A 24,710-nucleotide genomic window follows, 5' to 3' on the forward strand; every position below is an offset into this window, starting at 1 on the left:
TTACACAATATGAAGGAAGCTAAAACTATATATCTTGCGCTAGGAAGCAACCTTGGAAACAAACTTTTCAATTTGCAGCGGGCCGTTCTCCTTTTACAAAAAGAGCTGGGAATTATTCTTAAAATATCCGGGGTATACAATAGTCCATCCTGGGGATTTGAGGGAGAAGACTTTATAAATGCATGTTTGTCTGTAGAAACTCAATACACAGCTGCAGAAGTATTGCATATTATACTAAAAGTTGAACGGAAAATGGGCAGAAAACGCGTTGCGGTAGAGGGATATCAATCCAGAAATATTGATATAGATCTGTTGTATTATGGTACCGAAATAATTAAAACAAATGAGCTAACAGTACCGCACCCCCAATTGCACTTAAGACGATTTGTTCTCAAACCCTTAGCAGATATTGCTCCCCAATTCTATCACCCTATACTAGGTAAGGATACCAGAAATTTGTTGCAGGAATGTAAAGACAAGAGTAGCTTACATCAAACCACTCATAAATTATATGCCAGCAGGGAGTTACTCTTATCTCAACTGCATCTGGTGGCAATTGAAGGTAATATAGGCGCAGGTAAGACCACCCTTGCCAGGAAAATAGCCAGCGATCATAATGCAAAGCTGGTATTAGAACGTTTTGCGGATAATCCGTTCTTACCCAAATTCTACAAAGATCAAAGCAGATATGCCTTTCCATTGGAAATGTCTTTTTTGGCAGACAGATACCAGCAGTTTACAGATGATACCACCCAATTTGATCTTTTTAAGAATTTTATGGTAAGTGATTATGATATCTACAAATCGCTGATTTTTGCCCAGGTCACCCTTCAAAAAGAAGAATTTAAGTTATATCGTAAAATGTTCAATTTTATGTATAACGAAGTAAAAAAACCGGATATCTATATCTTCCTTTATCAGAAAACTGAACGTTTGTTAGAGAATATTAAGCGAAGGGGACGAGGCTATGAACAAGGAATTAATAAGGAATACCTGGAGAAAATTAATCGAGGCTATTTTGATTTTTTAAAGGGTTTTCCTCATCGTAAAAGTCTAATAATAGATATCGGTGATCTTGATTTTGTTGAAAATAAGGCAGATTATGAATTAATAATAGATAAAATTCTGGAACAGGCTCTTGCGTACTAAGGCCTTTGTTTACAAAGGTTTTCCGGTATAGGACACAAATTTTTTAACACAAATTTGGCTATTTTCTTGCATAGTTAAAAAGGAATTACTTTATTGCACCTTCATTTTTGAGAAACTAACTAACTCAAACTATATATCCAAAACCCTGACTATTTTGTCAGGGTTTTTATTTTCAGACGGTTACAAGTCCGAATGCCTGATTAAATTTAATTCTTTTTCGAAGCAAGTTGAAGTTTGGACCAAAGATCCCAAATAACTACTCCGGCACTCACAGATATATTTAAAGAATGTTTAGTTCCGTACTGAGGTATTTCTAAAACACCCTGACAGCTATCCACTACTTCCTGCGAAACCCCTTTTACTTCATTACCAAAAACCAGAGCGTATTTATTTGACGTTTCAGGAATAAAGTGATTAAGAGGAGTAGCATTTTCTGTTTGTTCCACCGCCAGGCACAAATAGTCCTTCTGAAGTTCCGCAATTAAAGCTACGGTGTTCTTTCTATACTCCCAGGCCACACTCTCTGTAGCTCCCAATGCCGTTTTGTGAATATCCTTGTGGGGCGGAGTAGCAGTTATTCCACATAAATAAATCTTTTCAATCAGGAAAGCATCTGCAGTTCTAAAGACTGAACCAATATTGTTTAAACTCCTAATATTGTCCAAAACAAGAACCAGAGGTGTTTTTGAAACACTCTTGAACTGATCAATATCCAATCTATCTAACTCACTGTTTTTAAGTTTCCGCATAAACCGATGAAGTTTTGCTAATGATGATTAGGCCTTTATTTAAACTAAGCTATACTAAGTTATCCGAAAATATCAACAAGGGGTGACAATCCCTGGTAAAAATAGTATTTTCGTTTACTCTCTGGTTGACAAAAATAGGAGAATAAACAACTTTGGCCAATTCCGGTAAAATAAAGAAAGAAACGCCTCTGATGAGGCAGTATAACACCATCAAGACAAAATATCCTGATGCACTTCTGCTGTTCAGGGTTGGTGATTTTTATGAAACTTTTGGGGAAGATGCAGTAAAAGCAGCAGGAATTTTAGGGATTGTGCTCACACATAGAAATAATGGGGGTGAAAAGACAGAACTGGCTGGTTTTCCGCACCATTCCCTTAACACCTATCTCCCTAAACTGGTTAAGGCAGGCCAACGCGTTGCTATATGTGATCAATTGGAAGATCCTAAATTAACCAAGACCATTGTTAAACGTGGAGTTACTGAATTGGTTACCCCCGGAGTGGCATTAAATGATGATATCCTAAGTGCTAAATCCAATAATTTTCTCTGTGCGGTCCATTTTGGAAAAAATATACATGGTGTTTCCTTTTTGGACATCTCTACGGGTGAATTCCTTATTGCAGAAGGAAGCTTGGAACAAATCGATAAACTATTACAGAATTTTGCCCCAAATGAGGTATTGGTTTCCAAAGTGCACAAGACAGATTTTACAGAAGCTTTTGGAACCCGTTTCCATACCTTCTTTATGGAAGACTGGATATTTCAGGAAGATTATGCTCTTGAAACTCTTACCAACCATTTTAAAACCACTACTTTAAAAGGTTTTGGTGTGGCTCAGCTAACGTATGGGATAATTGCCTCAGGAGTAGTTATGCATTATCTATCTGATACACGGCACAATCAATTGCAGCATATCAGTAAGATACAAAGAGTAGCTGAAGAAGAATATATCTGGATGGACAGGTTTACCATAAAAAACCTGGAATTGTACAATTCACAGAATGAAAATGCGGTCACTCTTATAGACGTTATCGACAAGACTATTTCTCCTATGGGCGGGAGAATGCTAAAACGCTGGTTGGCGCTTCCCCTAAAGAATATAGAAAGAATAAGGCGCAGGCATGAAGTAATTTCCTATCTGAAGGAAAATGAAGGGTCCCTTCAAAAACTGCAAACTGGAATTAAACATATTGCAGATCTGGAACGTCTGATTTCCAAAGTTGCTACCGGCAAAGTGAATCCGAGGGAAACGGTTCAATTAAAAAATTCTTTGGATGCCATTGTACCGATCAAACAATTAATTTCTCAAAGTGAAAACGAATCCTTAAGGTTAATAGGAGATCATTTAGATACTTGCGGTACCGTACGTGAAAAAATAAAAAAGTTATTGCAGGAAGATGCCCCTGTTAATGTTCTCAAAGGCAATGTTATTGCTAAAGGATATTCTACGGAGCTGGATGAACTAAAGGCTTTAGCTTTTACCGGAAAGGATCATCTGGACCAGATGTTGAAAAGGGAAACAGAACGAACGGGAATTACATCTCTTAAAATTGCTTCCAATAATGTTTTTGGATATTATATTGAAGTGCGCAATACCCATAAGGATAAGGTGCCTGAAGATTGGATACGCAAGCAAACACTTGTGAGCGCTGAACGCTACATTACAGAAGAACTAAAGGAATATGAAGCTAAGATATTGGGAGCCGAGGAGCGTATTTTAAGTCTTGAACAACAATTGTTCTCCCAATTGATTGTATGGCTACAGGAATATATTTCTCCTGTTCAAAACAATGCCCGTCAGATTGCTAAACTTGATTGCCTTTGTGGTTTTACGCAATTAGCGATGGAAAATAACTATGTGGCCCCATCATTAAACGACAGTACTGAAATAGCTATTAAAAATGGCCGGCATCCTGTAATAGAAAAGCAACTCCCTTTAGGCGAATCCTATATTCCCAACGATTTGGTTTTAAACAGGGAATCACAGCAAATTATTATGATTACCGGGCCAAATATGAGTGGTAAATCGGCTATATTAAGGCAAACCGCACTTATCGTCTTGCTGGCACAGATGGGAAGTTTTGTTCCTGCTGAAGCAGCCCAGATAGGCTATGTAGACAAGATTTTTACACGGGTTGGTGCCAGCGATAATATTTCATTGGGTGAATCAACCTTTATGGTTGAAATGAATGAAACGGCTTCCATCCTCAACAACCTTTCTGAAAGGAGTTTGATACTTCTCGATGAAATTGGAAGAGGTACCAGCACCTATGACGGTATTTCCATTGCCTGGGCAATTTCTGAATACCTGCATGAACATCCGGCCAGAGCCAAAACACTATTTGCTACCCACTATCATGAACTCAATGAAATGGCTGCAACCTTTGAGCGGATTAAGAATTTCAATGTAGCTGTAAAAGAGCTAAAGGATACAGTATTGTTTTTAAGAAAACTAGTTCCCGGGGGGAGTGAACACAGTTTTGGGATTTATGTAGCCAAAATGGCGGGGATGCCTCAACAGGTGATCTACAAGGCTGAGAAGATCTTAAAAAAATTGGAAAAATCACATTCCAGCGAGGAGCTCACGGATAATTTACAGGCGGTACAGAATGAAATGCAACTCAGTTTTTTTAACCTGGATGATCCTTTACTGGAACGTATTAAGGAAGAATTATTGCATTTAGATATAAATACCTTAACCCCCGTAGAAGCTTTGATGAAGCTAAATGAAATTAAACGAATGCTCAGCAAAAATAAAAAAGCCACTTCCTGATTCATTCCTGCTATTGGACCATAATCTGCCTTACGGAATTCCGGTTTAAAATTATTTTATCCTTATTGATGAACTACACATTCTTTTTGAATAAAAGTTCTTTGCTTTTTATAGAATTGTATTAAATTTGCGTCCGCATCCATTTTTGGGATGCGACGTTCTTTTAAAACATGCGAAAATAGCTTCCCGATAGTTATCGGGAGTTGAGCGCCACATTGCCCTGGTAATTAGCACTCGACCTGTTATTGGCTATTTTCCGTAAACGCGAAAATAGCTCAGTTGGTAGAGCGCCACCTTGCCAAGGTGGAGGTCGCGGGTTCGAATCCCGTTTTTCGCTCGATGATTTGACCGAAAAATTAGAGTTGATTCTTAATTCTATAAACTGACGCGATTTTGGTGGCGGGTTCTCCTGATAGTTATCGGGAGGTAAACACGTTACTTTGTAAAATGTTTATTAATCATCGAGATTAATAGTTTGCTCGAGTGGTGGTCCCGATAGCTATCGGGAGGTAAACACGTTACTTTGTAAAATGTTTATTAATCATCGAGATTAATAGTTTGCTCGAGTGGTGGAATTGGTAGACACGTTGGACTTAAAATCCAATGGCCATTATGGCCGTGCGGGTTCAAGTCCCGCCTCGAGTACCAATAGATAAAAACCAGTGCAATTGCACTGGTTTTTTGGTTGTGAACGATTTGCAAAACTTGTTTTGACAAAGAAGTGAGCAACTAAATAACAAAGCCTTTAGGCTTGGTTTTTATTTTCAACACGTTCGGGCCGGGACAAACCGATCCCGATAGCTATCGGGAGAGGTAATTCTCCGCCTCGAGTACTTAAACCCTTGTTAATCATTTGATTTTCAAGGGTTTTTTGTTTTATATGCTTAAATTTTCCACATATTTTCCACACAAACATGAAAATAGCATGTTTTTTACTTGTATTTCTTTGAATTTATAACACCGAACACCTCAGCTAACCTAGATTCATTTTACGACAAACTAAATCTCCTTCGGAACATTACTATATCTATCTAAATTATCACCACATTTAAACTCTCCTTTTCCTACTATCTCATCCGTTTTGTTATTCCATTCCACTTCAACAAAGAACTTGTCTATTGCATACAGAACATACTTAGAACTACCTTCTATAACAATATCCAGGAACTTTCCTTTGGCAAATACGGTATCGTACTGCTTATCTTCTGAAAGCATTTTGTATTCGTAGAGTGTCATGTAAGGAGAGCAAAGGTCTGCTTATCGAATATTTTCGGAGGTGCTAATGAAAATAACTACTTTGAGGCTATATTTATTCAAAAACAACGATATTATGATAAATATTGGAATTCTTGTGGCAGGATTGGCGATCTGCCTTGTAGCTTGTGACACAGATTCTCTTGACGATGTCGATAAACATAGCACAAATAAACTTAAATCCACTACAGACGAAGAAAACATGGGCGGGAGCGGGACAATGTGACATAACTAAAGGTGTTGAAGTAGGTAGGGTTACCCTATTTTACTCTGCAGGTGTGGCTACTGTTACCTATCAAATCACAAATGGGGATTATGCTCTAACAGAGACACATCTCTATATAGGAAATGACATGTACCCATTACAACAGAGAGGCCAGAATACCGTGCCAACTGTTGCACCAGGACAATATCCATTTCAAAATGGAAATCTGGATAAGGTTTTGACCGACAGTTATACAGTTGATAGTTTATCAGGACATATTTATATTATCGCTCACGGAGTGGTTTGTGAAATTAATCAAGTTGATTAATTGATTATTGACCCAAGACAGGGCTGCAATAATTAGAATTAGGTTTAACCTGTGCAGAAAACTCCACAGTTATTTTTGTTTAAAAATTAGCCCTAACTTTTCCTAACTTATGATTAAATAATCATCCTAGTAATAATTACATTATTACTTGCGCAGATACAAAGCATCAAGAGTGTAAGATTTGACTAAAAGTCAAATTCCTAGAATTTATAAGAACGGTTTCCTAAATCAATAAACATTCAAATCACGTTCAATAACTTATAAAATAAGTTTAAACCTTAAACAACTAAACTTCTTATCTATTTAGTCTTATATTCTCTTATTTAATCTATCTTTTCTCATATCATCTATTATTATCTATTCTACTCTTATCTTTCTTATTTACTCTTATCTTGTTTTATCTTATCTCTTCTTATCTTATAGCATTGCCATCGCAATGCGAACGATATGAAAAACTTTTTGGAGTAAAGAAACGAGCAAATATTAATCAAAGACCTCGGCTTTGGATTTTATCTTCAACACGTTTGAGTTGGGACTCACCTGGATATCTTCTCAATCAAATCTTTCCAGACATCCTTCAGTAAATAAAAGGGTATTTAGTAGGAATTGTTCTTTCATTGATCAGCCAGTTCAGCGTGCTTTCTTTCTTCCTCTTCCTGCTCACGAGACATATCTTCCAAACTTCGGCCTTTGGTTTCTTTAACATACGACTTGACAAAGAAATATGCCACTACGCCAAAGATTGCATAAACTCCATAGGAAACACCGAGTCCTAAATATCTCAGCATGATGGGGAAAGTCATGGTTATAGTAAAGTTGGATCCCCACTGGGCTATTCCGCAAACTGCCAGCGCAGCTCCTCTATATTGATTTGGAAACATTTCGCCTAGCATAACCCACATTACCGGCCCCCATGAGGCTGCAAAAAAGGCAATGTAAGCATTAGCCGCTAATAATGCATAGGTGCCATTATTTCCTTCCAAAATAAGATTATTTGCACTATCCATAGTTGCCGTTCCGAAAAGATACGCAAGCACTCCCAGCATTACCGCCTGCCCGATCGAACCCACTAACAACAAAGGTTTTCTGCCTACTTTATCTATCAGAATAATAGCCACAATAGTGAAAAATATATTAACACTTCCGCTAATAACATTGGTAAGTAACGCGTCGGCCTCTGCAAATCCTGCGGCTTGCCAGAGTGTAGCTCCATAATAGAAAATCACATTAATACCCGTAAACTGTTGAAGCACGGCAATTCCGATACCAACCCAGACCAGTGGATGAATTTTGCCGGTATATTTACTGATGATGTCACCGAGTTTGGGACGGCTATCCTCTCTTACCGTTGATTTTATATCTGCGACCTTGGCAGTGGCTTCTGTGACATTGCTAATTGTAGAAAGTACTTTGATCGCTTTTTCGGATCGGTTTGATGCCACTAAATACCTTGGTGATTCAGGGATGAAAACCAATACAATTACGAATACAGCTGCCGGCAGTATTTCCGCCCAGAACATCCATGACCAGGTTTGATATCCCAACCAAAGCACCTCTTCAGCACCACCGGAAAGTCCCACAAGTGAATAATTACTCATAAATGCCACAAACAGGCCAATTACAATCATGAGTTGTTGTAATGTTGCCAGGCGGCCTCTGATTCTCGAAGGGGCAATTTCACTGATATAAAGTGGTGCCAATATACTGGCTGCACCTACAGCCAGCCCACCAATTAATCGATAAATAACAAACTCTAATGAACCTTCTGAGATGCCGGAACCCCACGCACTGATGATAAAAACCATGGCTGCGGTCAACATCATTGGTTTTCTTCCGAACCTGTCCGCCAACGTACCGGCGAAAAAGGCACCCGCAACGCAACCCAGGAGTACCGAGGCAACATTAAATCCTGTGCCCGCGGCATCGGAGTTAAAAGCCACCTGTAAGGCATCGACAGTGCCATTTATCACTCCGCTGTCAAACCCAAACAAAAATCCGCCTATCGCGGCAACGAAAGCCAAAAAGATGACCCGAGGTAAATTATAACTTTCAATGTGTGTGGATTCCTGGTGTTGATCACTCATTTTGTAAGGCTTTAAGTAAGGCTTTTGGTGCCCACATTTGGTTTTGTTTTTATTAGTTTATTTCGGCTACTTGGTTACGAAGAAACATTAAATAACCTACATTACAAAAAAAAAAGGCTAAAGAAACTACATTAGTACTAAAAAGCCTCGCGAAATGAGGGCTTTTTTAATCTCAACATGTTTGAGCAGGATTCGCGAGGCCCTGTGACGGGCAATTCCCGCATTTCATACTTATTCATTTCTTTAGCTTGTCCAAAAGAAACGAAGCAAAGAAAAAGACACTTTATCGAGAGGCAATTTTAATGTGTTGCATTAATACCAGATCAACCCTCCTAAATTGTCTCCAGGGCTTCAACAATTCCCAACGGAGGCTTTCTCCTTTGCTGCTGATAAAGACATACTGACGGGATACACTTCCGCTAGCTCCTCCACTATTTCTGGAAATCCTTCAAGCATAATTTCTTAATCTACTTTTCTATTTTCAAAATATTGGGCGAGACTCGCGAGCCCCTCTGCCGAGCAATTTCGACCATTAATTCTCTTCTTTTTGCCCAGATCCAAACAAAGCAAAAAATCAGGAAGGATTTAAGGAATTTTTTTTGCTCTGACCAAAAACGCAGTTACAACTTATCGTTACAGGCTCTTTTTCGCCTGGCGAAACGCACTTCCGCTGGAGGCATTGTTATTTCCGGAAAACCTGCAGGAAATCATTAAACAATAGCTTTGATTAATTGTTGACGGCACTAAAAATGCGCCTTCAGGATTAACTACTAACTAAGGAAGCTGCAAAGAATAGTTACATATTCATAGGATTATTATCCAAAAAAAGGTAATTGGATCGTAAATTAGCTGAAGATACATTCAGACACCAATTATTAATTTCGGATGAGGTTAAGTTTGAGAATTTATTGTTTACTTATTGGAGTTTTCCTTTCCTCAACAGAATTTTCTTTCTCTCAGAATACAAGTGACTCACTTAATTCAGTGAAGCTGGTTGGGCTCAAAGTTCACAAAGGATCTGTACTTATTCATAGCCGTGAGCTCAGACCTATTAAAGATTCCTACCCTACCGGGATTGAATTGGATTTGGCCTGGCACAAAATATCCCAAAAAGCCTGGGAGTCATGCATGTGTTATCCGAAACTCGGTATTGCACTCACCTACTGGGACTACGATAATAAGGAAGTGCTCGGCCAGGGGATAACAGGACTCTTTTACATCGAACCCGTTTTTAACACCAAGGGAAGAGTGAATTATTCCATTCGGGCGGGTTTGGGTTTATCTTATCAGAACACCCCGTATGATTCCCTATTAAATCCCGACAACTTAAGTTACAGTACCTCTCTGGCGTTTCCCTTGCAACTGGGAGGAACAGTACATTTCAGAATAAAATCCCGGTGGTTATTGAATGGAAGTCTGATGTATAACCACTTTTCAAATGGAGGTATCAGGCAACCAAATAAGGGTATTAACTGGCCATCTCTAAGTATTGGTATGGCCTATTATCTAAAAGAGTTCGAATTTAAAAAAAGAGCGGTCAACAACTGGAGAGATATTGCCCCACCCCAAAAAAGGTTAGATTTTACTTTTTTTATTGCCTATGAAGAACCTAGAGATAATCTATTCCTGATTTCCCCCGGACTAGAAATCAAATGGAGCAGGCAGTTTGCCAGGGTAAATGCCTACACCCTCGGAGGGGAGATCATGTATGATAAGGGTACCGGGTACGTACTTGAACAGAACGGAGAAGAAGGTAGTCCAGTGAAAGCCGGAATGGCTATTGGTCATGAATTCTTATTAGGGAAGTTTCTTTTCAGCCAGCAATTTGGAGTCTATTTCAATAATCCTAATCCCATGCACTCAGATGTGTATCAAAGATACGGGCTGGTTTTCAGAATCAACAAAACCCTAAACGCAGGTATCAATCTGAAAGCACACGGTCATGTAGCTAACTTCCTTGATTTTAGAATAGGTATTTCCCTTTGAGATTAGGAATGATGCAGATTCTCGCGCTGTTTAGTCAGAAAACTGTTTGGCATTGAAGTTAATCCGGGAAGTATGAAGGAAATTTAAGGAATGGTGGAGTATCCACCTGTGTTTTTCCAATTCCAATCAAAGTGCCTTAAATGTTTTTTGTGTCAAAATCCAGAGCAGCATCCAATCCTATTTCCACCCCTTTAATTGTTTTTACATAACGAATTGCTTGTAAAGCTCCATTAACAAAGGATTCATATGAAGTGCTGCTATGATGTATTGAGAAAATTTCGCCCTTATTACTAAATGCAACTTCCTGATCAGATAACATGCCTTTCATTCTCAAAGAATGAACACGCACGCCTGAGACCAATCCTCCCCGGGCCCCTTTAACTACCTCTGTGTTGTCTTTCTGTTCTGATGGGCTTCTGTGCTCTCCCATTCGCATTGCCGTAGCCAGTGCCGTGCCTGAAGGAGCATCTGGTTTCGTATCTTCATGCCGTTCAATTATCTCGGCTGAATCAAAATGAATTGAAGCCATTTCTGCAAAACGCATCATCAGAACTGCTCCTATTGAAAAGTTAGGTACGATAAGACACCCGGGGTCATCTTCACCCCAAAAAGATTTTAATTCATTTATTCGATCTGCGGTAAACCCAGAGGTACCCACAACAACATGCATCTCCCTGGCGTGCCATTTTCTAAGATTTTCCATCACTACCTTGGGATGGGCACATTCAACCATGATTTGAGCATTCATTTTTTTTAGCGAATCAACGACCTCAATACCTCCCACAGTTTTACCGGCATGTCCGGGCGCATAAGCTCCTGTAAGTTGCAGTTCCCTTGCGTTTGAAATACCTTCTGCAATTGCACTTCCCAATCGGCCCATAGCTCCTGAAACTGCTACTCTCATACCTTTTTAATTTTATAATGGGTTTTCAATATGTTATCTACTTGTTCTACAGTTTTAAAGGCATCTTCTTTAGAAAAACATAAAGGGGGTTTTGTTTTCAAAACACTATCATAGGGACCATCAGTACTAATAAGGATATATCTATTTCTCAGTTCGTTCTTAATATGATGTGCCAACCCGGTATCGGGCTCCATACTATTATCCTTCACAATTTCAACCCCAAGATATAAGCCGGAACCTCTCACATCCCCAATACAAGGATACCGTTCTTGAAGCCCCCATAATAATGATTTGTAATATTCCCCAACAATTTTAGCATTCACCTGTAAATTTTCTTCTTCAATAATTTCAAGAACCGACAAAGCAATTGCGCACGACACAGGATTACCGCCAAATGAACTGAAGAACTCCACTCCTTTTTCAAAAGATGCAGCAATATCCGAAGTACAAACTAGAGCTCCCATTGGATGTCCGTTTGCCATGGGTTTTCCAAGAATTACCATGTCGGGAACAACTTCCTGTGCTTCATACCCCCAATAATGATCCCCAATTCTACCAAATCCTGTTTGTACCTCATCATCTATACAAATACCTCCCTGCTTTCTTATTGCAGGATACAGCTGTTTTAAATACCCTTTTGCCAAAGGAACCTGCCCTCCACAACCTATAATAGGCTCACTTATGAATGCCCCAATTGGTGTCTTTGAATCTTCTATTTGTTTAATGGCTTCTTCCGCATAACTTTTTCCCGCACTGCCATTATCATTCGTATACTTGCCCCTATAAGTATCGGGAATAGGTGCCACTAAAATGTGTTCTTTTTTTCCTATCCCTTTCGGATTATTAAACTTATAGTAACTTACGTCAATAGCTGCCCGGGTGTTGCCGTGATAACCATGCTCCATGACCATTATTTTTTCATTACCGCTATGGATATTAGCCATACGGAGTGCCAAATCAGTAGCCGCACTTCCGGAGTTCACGAAATAAACTTTGTTTAAGGAGTCGGGAAATTTGGACAAAAGCTTTTCAGCATATTCATTTAGAGAATCATAAAGATACCTTGTGTTTGTGTTTAGTTTAGCCATTTGGCGCTGCCCGGCTTCCACCACCTTTGGGTGAGAATGCCCTACATGCGGAATGTTGTTGTACGCATCCAAATAGCTGTTCCCATAAGCGTCGTACATATATTGAAATGCAGCGCCTATCATATGAATAGGAGTGTCATAACTTACCGAAAGTATTGAACTTAAATGTTCATGTCTTTTCTCCAAAAGCTTTTCAATGGGTAGTGGATTTTTAACTGGAAATCCAGCTGCTCGACGAAAACTTGTTTCTGCCGCAATAGGATTTATAGCCAGCCAACGATATAACATTTGCCATGCGTATTTTTCACTTACAAAGGCATATTCATTGTTATGGTTTTCTTCTCTGGCACAAGCAGAATTACAGATACTTATGCAGAGTCTTGCAGCAATCAGGTAATAAAGGACTTCTAATTCTTTCTCCTGAAGAGGCAGTATTTCATGATAGGATTCTATAAGTATGTTCGCCCATTCCAATGGGTTCTCTTTATCGTAGCAGGCATAGGTAATTGCAATAGCCAGTTCATTAATAAGAAAGGTATCTGACATATCACCAAAATCTATAATTCCGGAAACCTCTTCATGAGCAACCAGGACATTCAATTCATTGGCATCATTGTGGATTACAGACGTTCTTAATTCATGGAGCCACGGCACTACATTTTCCTCATATTGTTGATAATAATAATGTACAACGCTCCTGTCTTTTCTATCAGGAATACTGTCCAGGTATTTTTTACTAAGATTCAGGTACTGAATGTCCCATTTTAATTTCCTCGCTGCGACTCTGTAATCAGTAAACTGTTGAAATTTTAAATCTAATTGGGCAAGAAATTTGCCAAAACTTTGAAATAATTTTTTTGAATGTGGTACGTCCACCAGAAACTTGCCCTCAAGGTAAGACAGCATTCTGCAAATATATTCCTGCCCATTGATCGTAACTATAGCCGTGTAACTTTGGTTCTTTGATGGAATGGGGGTTTGTATATTTCTTTGACCTTCGTTTTGTAAAAACAGAAGTGCGTTGTTTTCGGCTTCTACCAATGACAGCGTATCCCGAGTAGCGGGGTATGTTTTGAAAATATATTTTTCTGATTGGGTTTCAACAAAGTAGTTGGCATTGTCTAATCCGCTTAGTCTTTCTACTTTAATTGCGTTTATTCCAAATTGTTCACGTAAAATGGACTTCATTTAAGTTATACCAGGTTAAAAATAGGTTTCTGTAGTTGCTACTAATTGACGTTATTACAAAAGCTCTAAGCTAATAATTCTAATGCTCAACCCAAAACGATCTTATTAAAACCCGGGAAATCAAAATTCAATAAATAATGACTACATGATTTATAACGGACCGCATATTTCAGAATAAAATAATGAGGAATAACCCTTTTTGTATGGACTCAATTATCCTTTATCTTAGAATATGACCAGAAAAATTTACTTCCTATACTTACTGTTGGTAATCGTTGTCCCTTATGGGTGCCAGAAAGCAACAACTACACTAACACTCCAACTGGCAGCCGGTGGTGGAGCGGCAATAAGTTTGGTGCCTACTGAATAAGCTTGGATCATCTTAGTTTTCAAAACAAATTGATTAATTCCAATACATCTTTGGAAGTAGGAGATTATGCATCTTTAATTCATATTATTAGCGATGCCACCTCTTATTCTTATTGAATTAAGAACTTTTCTGCTTCCTCCGTCCCGGAATATATGGCATTGGGAAACTTAAAGCAGTCATTGGTCCTTTATAACTATTTTTTCTACAGTTTTTCTGTATCTTCTATATAATACAAAGGGGTTTTATAAAAGCACCAACGTTCCCTTCAGTTATCTGGTGCCGGTAAAATTTCTTTCCCAATCCATTTTTAAAAGAAAACGGATTTTATTATCCCCCCTTATTGCCTAACCATCCTATTATTAATCTAAAACCAAAACAAGTATTATGAAAACAAATGAAAAACCTCACCTTTTGTTAATCCTTAAGCACGGCTTTTTGGCCATGCTTTTTCTAGCCTTTTCCTGCAGTCCGGATCCGGCTCTGAACCTTGAAGAAAACCTTGGGGCTACCAATGCCAAATCTAATAATTCCATTTTGAAAACCTTAGTCAAGGGTGCTGCCCTTAACGGCGCCAATGGTCTGGATGTAGGACCAGACGGGAATTTGTACGTTGCCAGTGTTAATGGGCAGGAAGTTGTTGTGATGAACAAGAATAACGGAAAGATCCTTAAACGCTTCAAGGGGCCAGAAAATGACGTATACGGACCCGATGACCTGGTATTTGGGCCGGATGGGACTTTTTACTGGACGGATCTCCTGACTGGATTTGTAGGAAGGAAGGATATAGATGGTAACACATTGGGGTATCAGGAAGTTGCACCGGGGGTAAACCCGATTCGGTTTTCAGAGCCCAACCCGGCCGTTCTCGGGAGCGAGCCCCGTCTTTTTGTGGCCCTGGACTTCCTGGGAGACGGCTTATATGAATTGGACCCCAATCTGATAGCGTCTCCGAGACTTATCATCTCGTGTCCTGACGGTTTTGGCCTTGGCTTCTTTAATTCCTTTGATACCCGCTGGGAAAACGGGCGCCTTTGGTTATACGGGCCCTTGTTTGCTTTGAACGCTGTTATCGCTATCGATGTTGATTCTTTCAGCGATGGAACTGTGTTCCCAGCAGATTTATCCGGGTTGTTTGGAGCGGTAATTTCAGGTCAGATTCGTATTGTGGCCGGCAACCCGTTTGGCCCTTCCGACCTGTTCAACCCTGCCGCCGCCAAATTCGGTCCGGAAGGCCTGTTGTACGTCTTGGACCAGGCTGGAAAGGTCTTCAAGGTAAACCCGAACGGGAACGATGATAAAACCCTGTTTACCACCCTTCCACCCGGACTGGATAATATGACCTTCGATGATGACGGAACCCTGTATATGACCAACAATGATGATGGCTGGGTAGCCGAGATTCTCAAGAACGGACAAGCCAGGTACATAAGCCCGGGGGGTGTGACTGGACCGCAAGGCCTGGCCATCATGCCGGGATCGAATAACCAGGACATCCTTTTTGTAGCCGACGTGTTCAGGTTGCGGCTGTACAATGGATCCAGCGGCCGACAAGAAGACAATTATAAAGGCTTCCTTGTCAACGCGGATTTGGATTTGCCTATACTTCCTATGAATCTTTCAACAGCCGGTGATAAGCTGGTAGTTTCATCCTGGTTTAGTGCAGCGGTTCAGCTTTGGGATCTTTCTACGAAGCCGGCAACCGTATTGGATTCCTATCCCATGCCAGTTCCTATTGATGCCGTCCAAATCAATGGCGAAATCATAGTCTCCGATTATGGACTGGGTGGCGTGGTCAATGCCAGTAATGGAAATGCGATGATAAAGAGTTTAACTACCGCGAGTGGTCTGGCAACAGATGGGGAAACCCTCTGGGCGGCAGACCAGGATTCAGGGGAAATCTGGCAAATTGATTTAAGCGACCCATCAAATGCTAGTGTCGTTGCCAGCGGACTGCAAGGACCTGAGGGCCTTGCCCTGGATATGGAGGGCAGATTGCTGGTTGTTGAAGCAACTGCTTCCATTCTCTCCCGTATCGACTTCGAAAACGGCAAAACCGTCCTTGTTGAGGGTCTTGATTTATTTGGCCCGGGTCTTGGCGTTCCTCCTACATGGGGATTTGACGGGGTAGCGGTTGGATCTTCCGGCGACATCTATGTTTCAGGTGCCGGAGCAAATGTCATTTATAAAATACCACAAAATAAGGCTAAGTAAGGAGAAGTTACCAATCCAGGAGGCTTATGTGTTTTCTTTCAGTAAAGAATACTATTCCAGAGTTAAAAACTCTGGAATAGTTTTATGGGTTTTTTTCTGTTACCAGATGTTCGAAACGGAGCTCGCCCAAAGGGTCTCCATAAAACGCGATACAACTAATGCATGTGTATCATAGCCCCATAATAAGCCGCTCCCAGGAGTGGTGTTTTAGCATTTAAAATTACTTTTACCGGCATTTGTTGAAGCAGGGGATTCATACGGCCTACCGAAACAAAGTTTTCAGTAAATACTTCCCTGTTAATCATCCAGAGTATCTTTGGCACAATGCCACCCCCAATATAAACCCCTCCTGTAGCCTTGGTCTTTAGGGCAAATTGAGCTGATTCTATGGCTAAAAACCTTGTAAATAAATCCAGGGTTTCAATACAAATCGAATCACTACTTTCATAAGCGCAAGTAGTAATTAAAGTGAAGAATGGTAAAAAATAAATGGTGGCAAGGAAGCCCTTAATTGAAAGGGAAAAGATTAAATTAGCTGTGGTTCCTCACCCAATCGGATGGCTACAATTAATTTACCAATAAAATACCCAATTATAAATACGGCCGCCGATATGGCTACAATTAGTAGCATTCCTTTCCAAACTTCCGTAAGTGGTATACTGTCTGTAGGAATTTTTTCGAGGATCTTTAAGCTGCTGAAAACTCTAAATGGAAAACTAAAATAATTAATTAAAGCCTCTTTGAATTCACTAAAAGTAAGAAACATGTATACATTACTGGAAATTCCATAGGCTATAATACTCAAACCAAACCCAAACATTTTACTGTATGTTTTGCTGTATTCAATTTTTATTGATTTTGCTAAAACATCACTATAAGAAAGCCCATTTTCCGTTAATGAATGTGCTAAATCACTATTGTTCCTGTATTTATTCACATATTCCCTTGAATAGTGAATCCAGCAAAATATTAACAGCAACGGCGTAACTACAACAATCAATGTAATACATAAAAGCAGAAGCAAAGTTACCAATTCACTAAGTCCTTCCAGTGTAAAATAACGTTCAACAGGAGCTTGGTTACTTTGCAAACCATAAAATATTTTTACTAAAACGTTTACAAATTCCAGAACTAAGTAGTCCATTCAAAAATAATTTAGAATTAAAGTAAATTTTAAATTGAAACCGCATTCATAATAAATACTCAAACGCTTTATGAATATAGCGAATTTGTTCAAATCAGAAAAATTCTTTTAATGATATACTAGTTGTAATTTGTTTCTTAGCCAAACGAAAAGTGACGGAACCCTATATTCCACATCCCAATGGTAACAATTATTTATCTAAAGTTTCAATTAGTCGAAATTCGTGAAATTAAGCGTCAGGTCGATTTTCATATTTACTTTAGATAAAGTAGTGACGGAATCTTGCAATTATTAATAATCCTGAAGAAACCTAAGATTTTCTATCTTAGGAGGATCATTATTTTAAAAGTTTAATATGTTTCATTTTGTAAATATTTCCTCTAATATCAGGATAATGATATTATCAATTTTAGCCTTTGGATTTGGTCTTACTACTTATTCGCAGGTTACTCAATATGAAACCAGGCAGAACATCCATTACTACAACGAACCTATTAACCAGGCTGATGAATACATAAATGAGCGTTGTGTTTTAGACATTTATTACCCGAAAAATGCAAAAGCTTTTCCCACAATTGTATGGTTCCACGGAGGTGGATTAACAGGTGGCAATAAAGAAATTCCAGAGCAGCTTATGGAAAAAGGAGTTTGTATAGTTGCTGTCAATTATCGATTATATCCAAAAGTAAAGGCCCCTTTGTATATTGATGATGCCGCTGCTGCAGTTAGTTGGGTCTTTAAGAATGTGGCTGATTTGGGTGGCGACCCTTCATTGATTTTTGTATCTGGTCACTCCGCTGGAGGATATTTGGCCAGCATGATTGGGTTAGATAAGTCCTGGTTAGATAAATACCATATTGATGCAGATAGCATTGCCGGCCTGATCCCGTTTAGTGGCCACACCATTACGCATTTTACCGTCAGGGTAGAAAGAGGTATTCCCGGAACTCAACCTATAGTTGACAGTTTAGCGCCGCTTTATCACGTTCGCCCTGATGCGCCACCATTATTGCTAATTACCGGTGACCGGGAACTGGAACTTTTAGGGAGATATGAGGAAAATGCCTACTTAATGCGAATGATGAAAATTGCAGGTCATAAAGAGACCACACTCTATGAGTTAGATGGTTATGGCCATGGTATGACCGAACCAGCTTTCCCGTTATTGCTAAAAGAAGTTGAAAGAATTAAAGGAGAAAAAACTACCGATAAATGAAAATAGCCAAAACTATTGTTGTCCTTACTGTATTTGTAATGACATATTTATCTCATGCCCAGGAAATAAAGCCAGCTGAGGTAAAAAACATCATGGCACAAGTAGCTGATTGGCAAATAGCACATTTCACTGATTTATACAGCGGATATGAAGAACCCCATCACCCATTGGATTGGACAAATGGTGCATTATATGTTGGCATGGTGAAATGGGCCGCAATGGCTGATAACGATAAATATTACAATTGGCTTTTTGATATCGGGGAAAAATATGAGTGGAAATTACACTTTCGTAAATACTTTGCGGATGACCATACGGTGGGTCAGATGTATCTTGAACTTTATCGCAAGTATCAGGACCCAAAAATGATTGAACCTACCAAAGAGCAGTTTAACTTTATCATGCTTCATCCTGCAAAAACGTCGTTGCAATGGAAGACTCCATACCACCAGGATCGTTGGAATTGGTGCGATGCTTTGTTTATGGCGCCACCAGTATGGGCAAAGCTTTACAAGATTACCGGAGAACAAAAATATCTCGATTTTATGATGGCCGAATACAAAGCCACAACCGACTTTTTATTCGATAAAAAGGAGAGCTTGTATTACCGGGACGAAAGCTATATGGGCAAATTGGACAATGGCACTAAAATATTTTGGTCGCGCGGTAACGGCTGGGTATTTGCCGGACTCACCAACATTATGGATGAGTTGAATCCGGGGAGTAAAGAATACAAGTATTTCTTAGATCTTTATAAAAAAATGGCAAAAAAACTGCTTGAAATTCAAACTCCGGCAGGCCATTGGGCAATGAGTTTATTGGGGCAGGATTTTTATTCAACCCCTGAAACAAGCGGCTCTTCATTTTATACATATGGTTTGGCCTGGGGAATAAACAGGGGAATTTTGGATAAAGCAACCTATGGCGCAGCGGTAAAAAAGGGATGGAAAGCTATGGTTAGCTATGTGACAAAAGAGGGAATGTTAGGTTATGTACAGCCCATTGGAGCGGCTCCCGGAAAGGCCTGGGCAGATAAGTCTGAAGTGTATGGAACCGGAGCGTTTTTAAGCGCCGGTTCAGAAGTATACAAATTGTATGGAGGAAAATAGAACTTTCCGTTGCCCTCAAAAGAAACTTTAACATCGCTTAACAATTATCGTTAACTTTATCAATAATAGAAACTTTCAATATGTCAAAAGGTAGGGACGCAAAGAAAAACGTCAAAAAAGAACCGCTCTTAACTGCAAAAGAAAAAAAAGAAGCCAAAAGACTTAAAAAAGCTAAGAGGGTTTAACTTTATTATTTTATTTCAGAACATCACACGATAAGCTCCAGGCGATTTTACTACAATGGGACACGCTGATGTCATTTTTTCTTTAAATTCAACAAATAGCTTTATCATAAAGCTTCTTTAGAAAAAGAGAAACTTATTTTTATAATTAAATTACTCATTTTTTTACGTGATTTAGACATATAGAATAGCTTTTTTCTTTATGGAAGTTTAAACATCTCAATACCCTCAAAAGAAAGATTCCAGAATTGAACGGTTGTTAGGAATATAACATTGTTATGTACCGTTAAACCGATATTCATAAAACGTAAAAATTTTCCTTAAGTTTTTGTATATACAGACGTATTTTAACTAATTTTAACCCTGTTTTAAAATCACTAAAAACTTAACTTTTATCATAATGAAAGATCTAAATATTTTAATTGCAATGATTGTACTATGCTTAACATTTAGTACAAGTACATATGGTCAGGCTAATATTGAAGCGGGTGTTCGTTTTGGTGACAATATTGGCATAGATGCTACAATACCATTGGGTATTTCTCCCAGGCTTCACCCTACCGTTTATTTGGAAAATTTTGGAGTGGGCACCTATTTTGATTGGATGTTTGCTTTGACTGACGGGCCCGAAGGTCTAAAGTTTTATCCTGGGGTTGGACCTGAATTTTTCTTCGAAAATGATTTTGATTTTAATATCGCAGGTAATTTCGGAGTGGAATATTCCTTTAAATTTCCCTTAACTATCGGATTTGATTGGAGGCCCGGCTTTGCTGTTACAAATGATTTCGACTTTTACACCGGCAATTGGGGGGTTATGGCAAGATTTCGCTTTAAAGAAGGAGGTTTTAAAAGGGTAGATTAGTAAGTTATTAAAATCTTGTTTTCTCAAACAGGCTTTTTTTAAAACCTTATAACAAGAGCAATAATTGGGTTATGAATTTTTTTTTATATTACATGTCTAAATTACACAGCCATATGTTTTCGTTTTCAAAACCAGGAATAAGTTTATTGCTATTGCTCATTACTTGTACAACAGCCCTTGCTCAACAAGATTCTCTTTTATTAGATTCGAACACCACAATTGTAGGAGAGATAAAATCCATGAAAAGAGGCGTTTTAACTATTGAAACCAATTATAGCGATTCGGATTTTAACATTGAGTGGTTAGAAACTAAAAAAATCTATACTCAATCTGTATTTTTAGCAAGTTTGGTAGACGGAAGTAGAATTGTGGGAACTTTAAGATCTAATGAGAATAACTCCATTACTATTACAAACCGGGAAGGGGTAGATGAAAGAGAAGTATTGATATCTGAAATCGTTTATCTTCAGCCTCTTAACGAAGGATTTTGGAGCAGATTAGATGCCGCTATTGATTTTGGAATAAGTTTTACCAAAGCAAATAATTTAAAACAGTTCACCATGGGAACTAATTTAAAATATACCGAGGATAAATGGTCAGCACTTATCAATGCGAATATGCTGCGTTCTACGCAAGACAATGCTGAAGATATCAGAAGGGAAGACGCCGCTTTTATTTTTAATTATTTTCTTCCTAAAGACTGGTATCTTACTCCAAGGGTATCCATCCTGTCAAATACCGAACAACTTTTAGATTTAAGAACAGTAGTTTCTCTGGGGGTTGGAAAATATATTGTAAATAATAACAACATGTATTGGGGCGTGTTAACAGGTTTATCCTATAACAATGAGCAATTTTCAAGTGATGCAGAAAGCAGGTCAAGTATAGAAGGCATATTAGGTACTGAACTTAATATGTTTGACGCTAAAGATCTGAGTATTATTACCGCATTAACGGCGTATCCCAGTTTAAGTGAAGGTGGTCGCTGGCGTGTAGATTGGAATTTTGATTTGAAATATGACCTGCCGCTAGATTTCTATGTAAAAACGGGGATTACCTTAAATTACGACAACCAACCAGTAGCCGATGCCAGCGATTCGGATTATTTCTGGAAACTGGCGTTTGGCTGGGAATGGTAAATGATTTAACGCGCTACAAAAGGGATATATTTCTTCTAAGAACTGTAAAAAATTAATCCATTAAGATTACAATAGTTTTTGCTGTACTTCCTGCCAGGAATTTACCCTTTCAAAACCGTTTGTATGTATATTATGTGGTGAACTAAACATAATAGATCTGCCCTCAAAGTTTTCCAGATTATATTTACGGTCATCGATGAGTATATCCCCCTTAAGAATATGCTTATCCCCGCATAAGATGCGCCGTTTCCAATCTATAAAAGGAAAATGCTCATCTAACCAATAATGTTTCTCAATCAATGAATTTGGAAATTGCATGGCAGCAGATGCAATAAAAACATCGTATTTATTGGTCAATTCCTTTATTACTTCTTTACTTCCTTCTATAGGAGGCAGAGCCCGGAAAAACCCTACTTCATGGCAGTGCCTGTGAATCCTGTTCCTGCGACTTTCAGGAACACTTTGCCATACTTCGCCTCCAATGCATTCCTCCACGGTCAGGTTTTCATCGAATTCTTGATTATAAAGTGTGATATGTGCTCTATAGGTATCCGCTATTACCTCATCCATGTCTATAAATAATGTCATAATCGAATTAATTTATACGAATTACGTAAAAATCCTAATCCTCAGGAATTGATTACTCAAATGTTAACTAATTTATGATAATTCCGGGGTTAAAATTAACTAATCGATATTATAAAAATTCAATTATTTAGCTTGAAGTTGCTTTTTTTTGTTTTTGGAGATTTGCTCAAAAAGATAGCAGCCGTTTCCTTACCTTTAAATTTGAAATGAAAATATCCATTAAAAAGAAATATCGTTTTTTATTGGCCATTGCGCTACTCTTGTCAATACTCGTGGTAGTGATTTCCAATTTTACAATTGAATTTTCAGCCAAAGGAAAAACCTTTTCTGATCTGGGAAGTATCCCTAAAAACAAAGTTGGTTTAGTACTAGGTACTTCAAGAATGCTTGTGGAGGGTGGTATAAATCCTTATTATGCACATCGTATTGACGCAACCATAGCGCTTTATAAAGCGGGAAAAATAGAGTTTGTTTTAGTAAGTGGAGATAATGGAACTATTTACTATAATGAACCAACTACTATAAAAAAGGACTTGGTAGAAGGCGGGATACCAACGGATAAAATATTTCTGGATTATGCAGGTTTTCGAACATTGGATTCTATGGTAAGAGCTAAATTTATCTTCGGTCTTGATAGTGTTACTGTAATCTCTCAACAATTTCACAATGAGCGAGCCATTTATATCGCCGAAAAAAAAGGTCTTAAAGCTATAGGTTTTAATGCCAGGGGGATTTCCGGGAAACAAGGCACTAAGGTGCAGTTTCGGGAATATTTCGCAAGGGTAAAAGTATTTATAGATCTACTTTTAAATACACAACCCCGGTTTTATGGTGATAAAATAGAGATAAAATAGGTCGTGTCTTTTTTTGTATAAAATAACCTATTTTAGTCACTGAAAGTTAATCCAACCACACATGTCAAAGTTTAAAAAACTGCTTAAAAACCTTGGTCCCGGGTTGTTGTTTGCAAGTATGGCGATAGGCACATCACATTTGGTGTTATCAACCAAAGCAGGTGCGCAATACGGCTGGGTTATGTTTATACCAATCATCCTGGCCAATATTTTAAAATACCCTTTTTTCGAATTCGGAATACGATATACCAATGTAACCAATAAAACTCTGATAGAGGGATATCTCAATAGGGGTAAAGGCTATTTATGGCTCTATGCTTTTATTACTCTGGTAACCACATTTACAATTCTGGCGGCATTATATGTGGTAACTGCCGGTTTGTTCATTAACCTGTTTAATGTTCAGAAGCTTTCCGTTGCTATGGTTGCCCTTGGTTTATTTATATTTATTAGTACCCTGTTAATCATAGGCCGCTATCGCTTTCTGGAGACCTCCTTAAAATTCGTCATCTCTATTCTATTTGTGGCATTACTTGTTACTACATTTTTAGTAATTTATAAAGGCCCGGTAGAACCTGTTTCGGGTTTTGTAAGACCTCCAATTTTTAATGAGGTAGGTATCTTGTTTTTAATTGGGTTAATTGGTTGGATGCCCACAGCTGTTGAAGCTTCGAGTTGGATCAGCCTTTGGAGTCTGGAAAAATATAAATTAAATAAGGTCAAACCTTCCTTAAAAGAGGCATTACAGGAATTTAACTCCGGGTATTTGTTGACCGCTGTACTTGCCATTTTCTTTTTAATCATCGGATGGATGACCCTTTATGGCACAAATACCGAATTGAGCGGCAATGCCATTTTGTTTGCAGATCAGGTGGTACAACTGTTTACTACCCATATTGGTAGCTGGGCATATATTTTTATAGCTGTAGCTGCCTTCGCCACCATGTTTAGCACCTGTATGACTGCCCACGACGCTATATCAAGGGTAAGTATTGACATCGTTGGTTTGCTTACCCCTAAGAACAAAGATTTTACCGGAAGGAAGTATTACGCCACAGGGGTTGTAATTTTGGCACTCGTTAATTTTATTGTAATTACGGCCTTTGGAGCGAATATGGGTACTCTGGTAGCACTTGCAACTTTTGTCTCTTTTGTTTTAGCTCCTATAGTCGGTTATATGAATCTAAAAAACGTAATGAGTCATGATCTTCCTAACCATTTTCATCCCAGTAAGGGGTTACAGGTCCTGACTTTCGCCGGAATAATATTCCTGTCGCTGTTTGCAATTTATTATTGCTGGATGGTTCTTTTTTAAGTTAGCAACAC

At 38.7% G+C, this 24,710-nt stretch carries 20 protein-coding genes and 2 tRNA genes; 14 read left to right on the forward strand and 8 right to left on the reverse strand.

Going from position 1 to position 24,710, the window contains the following annotated elements; translation table 11 throughout:
* Nucleotides 1-9 precede the first annotated feature (9 nt).
* On the forward strand, nt 10-1,149 hold the full coding sequence (folK, locus tag ABJH90_RS05335) for a 2-amino-4-hydroxy-6-hydroxymethyldihydropteridine diphosphokinase (RefSeq protein WP_348137270.1): 1,140 nt from the start codon (nt 10-12) through the stop codon (nt 1,147-1,149).
* Nucleotides 1,150-1,355: 206 nt separating this feature from the next.
* On the opposite strand, the gene ABJH90_RS05340 is transcribed toward folK, so the two are convergent.
* On the reverse strand, nt 1,356-1,898 hold the full coding sequence (locus ABJH90_RS05340; RefSeq protein ID WP_348137272.1) for an RNA methyltransferase: 543 nt from the start codon (nt 1,896-1,898) through the stop codon (nt 1,356-1,358).
* Between the two features lie 191 nt (nt 1,899-2,089).
* Between ABJH90_RS05340 and mutS the strand changes: the two genes are divergently transcribed.
* The 3 genes from mutS (at nt 2,090) to ABJH90_RS05355 (ending at nt 5,320) form a co-directional block, all read left to right on the forward strand.
* The gene (gene mutS / locus ABJH90_RS05345; protein ID WP_348137274.1) at nt 2,090-4,672 is read left to right on the forward strand and encodes a DNA mismatch repair protein MutS; all 2,583 of its coding nucleotides are present in this window, start codon (nt 2,090-2,092) and stop codon (nt 4,670-4,672) included.
* A gap of 264 nt (nt 4,673-4,936) precedes the next feature.
* Nucleotides 4,937-5,009: transfer RNA gene (locus tag ABJH90_RS05350), tRNA-Gly, on the forward strand.
* A 223-nt stretch (nt 5,010-5,232) separates the two neighbouring features.
* Nucleotides 5,233-5,320: transfer RNA gene (locus ABJH90_RS05355), tRNA-Leu, on the forward strand.
* A 351-nt stretch (nt 5,321-5,671) separates the two neighbouring features.
* On the opposite strand, the gene ABJH90_RS05360 is transcribed toward ABJH90_RS05355, so the two are convergent.
* Complete coding sequence (locus ABJH90_RS05360) at nt 5,672-5,908, reverse strand: hypothetical protein (RefSeq protein ID WP_348137276.1); 237 nt, start codon at nt 5,906-5,908, stop codon at nt 5,672-5,674.
* 167 nt (nt 5,909-6,075) lie between these two features.
* On the opposite strand from ABJH90_RS05360, the gene ABJH90_RS05365 reads away from it, so the two are divergent.
* A complete protein-coding gene (locus ABJH90_RS05365; RefSeq protein ID WP_348137278.1) occupies nt 6,076-6,459 on the forward strand; it encodes a hypothetical protein in 384 nt (127 codons plus the stop codon).
* 614 nt (nt 6,460-7,073) lie between these two features.
* Here ABJH90_RS05365 and ABJH90_RS05370 read toward each other — a convergent pair.
* Nucleotides 7,074-8,543: a sugar porter family MFS transporter gene (locus tag ABJH90_RS05370; protein ID WP_348137281.1), complete on the reverse strand. Its 1,470-nt coding sequence runs from the start codon at nt 8,541-8,543 to the stop codon at nt 7,074-7,076.
* 885 nt (nt 8,544-9,428) lie between these two features.
* Between ABJH90_RS05370 and ABJH90_RS05375 the strand changes: the two genes are divergently transcribed.
* Entirely contained in the window at nt 9,429-10,529 is a 1,101-nt protein-coding gene (locus tag ABJH90_RS05375) for an acyloxyacyl hydrolase (RefSeq protein ID WP_348137283.1), read from the forward strand.
* A gap of 136 nt (nt 10,530-10,665) precedes the next feature.
* Here ABJH90_RS05375 and dapB read toward each other — a convergent pair whose 3' ends face one another.
* The gene (gene dapB, locus ABJH90_RS05380; RefSeq protein ID WP_348137285.1) at nt 10,666-11,433 is read right to left on the reverse strand and encodes a 4-hydroxy-tetrahydrodipicolinate reductase; all 768 of its coding nucleotides are present in this window, start codon (nt 11,431-11,433) and stop codon (nt 10,666-10,668) included.
* Entirely contained in the window at nt 11,430-13,709 is a 2,280-nt protein-coding gene (locus tag ABJH90_RS05385) for an aminotransferase class III-fold pyridoxal phosphate-dependent enzyme (RefSeq protein WP_348137287.1), read from the reverse strand. Before ABJH90_RS05385 ends, dapB begins: the two co-directional genes overlap by 4 nt.
* A 232-nt stretch (nt 13,710-13,941) precedes the next feature.
* Here ABJH90_RS05385 and ABJH90_RS05390 point away from each other — a divergent pair, with 232 nt between their 5' ends.
* Both ABJH90_RS05390 and ABJH90_RS05395 read left to right on the forward strand, forming a co-directional pair.
* A complete protein-coding gene (locus ABJH90_RS05390; RefSeq protein ID WP_348137290.1) occupies nt 13,942-14,079 on the forward strand; it encodes a hypothetical protein in 138 nt (45 codons plus the stop codon).
* A gap of 384 nt (nt 14,080-14,463) precedes the next feature.
* Complete coding sequence (locus ABJH90_RS05395) at nt 14,464-16,290, forward strand: hypothetical protein (RefSeq protein ID WP_348137292.1); 1,827 nt, start codon at nt 14,464-14,466, stop codon at nt 16,288-16,290.
* Nucleotides 16,291-16,445: 155 nt separating this feature from the next.
* Here ABJH90_RS05395 and ABJH90_RS05400 read toward each other — a convergent pair whose 3' ends face one another.
* Together ABJH90_RS05400 and ABJH90_RS05405 are read right to left on the reverse strand one after the other, a co-directional pair.
* Nucleotides 16,446-16,817: a glucokinase gene (locus ABJH90_RS05400; protein WP_348137963.1), complete on the reverse strand. Its 372-nt coding sequence runs from the start codon at nt 16,815-16,817 to the stop codon at nt 16,446-16,448.
* Nucleotides 16,817-17,434 (reverse strand): hypothetical protein, encoded by a 618-nt coding sequence (locus ABJH90_RS05405; RefSeq protein WP_348137294.1) that lies wholly within the window; start codon nt 17,432-17,434, stop codon nt 16,817-16,819. The genes ABJH90_RS05400 and ABJH90_RS05405 overlap by 1 nt, the downstream gene beginning before the upstream one ends.
* Before the next feature lie 394 nt (nt 17,435-17,828).
* Here ABJH90_RS05405 and ABJH90_RS05410 point away from each other — a divergent pair, with 394 nt between their 5' ends.
* The 4 genes from ABJH90_RS05410 to ABJH90_RS05425 all read left to right on the forward strand — a co-directional run bounded on the left by ABJH90_RS05410 (nt 17,829) and on the right by ABJH90_RS05425 (nt 21,942).
* Nucleotides 17,829-18,650, forward strand: coding sequence for an alpha/beta hydrolase (locus ABJH90_RS05410; protein ID WP_348137296.1), 822 nt, complete (start codon nt 17,829-17,831; stop codon nt 18,648-18,650).
* A complete protein-coding gene (locus ABJH90_RS05415) occupies nt 18,647-19,759 on the forward strand; it encodes a glycoside hydrolase family 88 protein (protein WP_348137298.1) in 1,113 nt (370 codons plus the stop codon). The genes ABJH90_RS05410 and ABJH90_RS05415 overlap by 4 nt, the downstream gene beginning before the upstream one ends.
* Nucleotides 19,760-20,341: 582 nt before the next feature.
* The gene (locus ABJH90_RS05420) at nt 20,342-20,803 is read left to right on the forward strand and encodes a hypothetical protein (protein WP_348137300.1); all 462 of its coding nucleotides are present in this window, start codon (nt 20,342-20,344) and stop codon (nt 20,801-20,803) included.
* 113 nt (nt 20,804-20,916) lie between these two features.
* On the forward strand, nt 20,917-21,942 hold the full coding sequence (locus tag ABJH90_RS05425) for a DUF481 domain-containing protein (RefSeq protein WP_348137302.1): 1,026 nt from the start codon (nt 20,917-20,919) through the stop codon (nt 21,940-21,942).
* A gap of 66 nt (nt 21,943-22,008) precedes the next feature.
* Here the strand turns inward: ABJH90_RS05425 and ABJH90_RS05430 are convergent, their stop codons facing one another.
* Nucleotides 22,009-22,530, reverse strand: a complete 522-nt coding sequence (locus tag ABJH90_RS05430) for a 5'(3')-deoxyribonucleotidase (RefSeq protein ID WP_348137304.1) — start codon at nt 22,528-22,530, stop codon at nt 22,009-22,011.
* Nucleotides 22,531-22,736: 206 nt separating this feature from the next.
* On the opposite strand from ABJH90_RS05430, the gene ABJH90_RS05435 reads away from it, so the two are divergent.
* Together ABJH90_RS05435 and ABJH90_RS05440 are read left to right on the forward strand one after the other, a co-directional pair.
* Complete coding sequence (locus tag ABJH90_RS05435) at nt 22,737-23,384, forward strand: ElyC/SanA/YdcF family protein (RefSeq protein ID WP_348137306.1); 648 nt, start codon at nt 22,737-22,739, stop codon at nt 23,382-23,384.
* A gap of 61 nt (nt 23,385-23,445) precedes the next feature.
* Nucleotides 23,446-24,699 carry a divalent metal cation transporter gene (locus ABJH90_RS05440; protein WP_348137307.1) on the forward strand — a complete coding sequence of 418 codons (1,254 nt, stop codon included), beginning with the start codon at nt 23,446-23,448 and terminating at the stop codon, nt 24,697-24,699.
* Nucleotides 24,700-24,710 lie beyond the last annotated feature (11 nt).

Origin of the sequence: Eudoraea sp. (assembly GCF_039969275.1) — a bacterium.
Taxonomy (GTDB): domain Bacteria; phylum Bacteroidota; class Bacteroidia; order Flavobacteriales; family Flavobacteriaceae; genus Eudoraea.